The sequence below is a fragment of the Streptomyces sp. BR123 genome (genome assembly GCF_013401435.1).
Lineage (GTDB): Bacteria > Actinomycetota > Actinomycetes > Streptomycetales > Streptomycetaceae > Streptomyces.
In genome coordinates this window covers 1-603 of sequence record NZ_JACBGN010000671.1, presented here as the reverse complement: position 1 = coordinate 603, position 603 = coordinate 1, and the positions used below count along the sequence as shown (strand labels likewise).

1 protein-coding gene is annotated in these 603 nt (G+C 74.1%); it reads left to right on the top strand.

Annotated elements, in window-relative coordinates; translation table 11 throughout:
• Positions 1-315 precede the first annotated feature (315 nt).
• Positions 316-567, top strand: a complete 252-nt coding sequence (locus tag HYE82_RS36970; protein ID WP_179178591.1) for a hypothetical protein — start codon at positions 316-318, stop codon at positions 565-567.
• Positions 568-603 lie beyond the last annotated feature (36 nt).

The window sequence follows — 603 nt, the reverse complement described above, 5'->3', positions numbered from 1 at the left end:
GGGCTGGGTTGGCTCGGCTGGGTTGGCTCGGCTGGGTGGGCTGGCGGGCTGGGTTGACTGGGCTGGGCGTGCCGTTGGCGGTGCCGCTCGGGTCGCTGCCCGGGTGTGGCCGCCGCCTGGTGCTTCCTGGGGTGGCTGCTTGGCGCTGCCTCGTGTGGCCGCCTGTGGCGGTGCCCGGGTGGTGCTGCCCGGGGCGGGTCGCCGCCCGAGCGGATCACCTGAGTACGCCACCTGAGTACGCGCGCTCATGCGGCCCGACGGTGTCCCGGCGGAGGCTGGACTTCCGGGACGAGGACGGCACGGAGAGGCGAAGCGGTGGATTTCGCAGTCGGCGACATGACGATCACGACGGTGGGCACGGACGGCGACGACCGGGCAATCGAGTTCCTGGTGCGGCCGCACCGGCTGGGCCGCGGGCCCGGAACCTTCGTGGACGGCCGCTTCGCGATCTACCGTGAGCACGGCCGCGGCTGGGAGGACGCCCGCCTCGCCCTCGACCCGGCGTCCGGCAGCGTCCCGATAGCGGCCGTGGAATGGGCGGTGGAATTCGCCCGCGAGTACCTCTGACCGGCCGGGGCGGGGTGAGGTGGGCGTCCTCCCAGC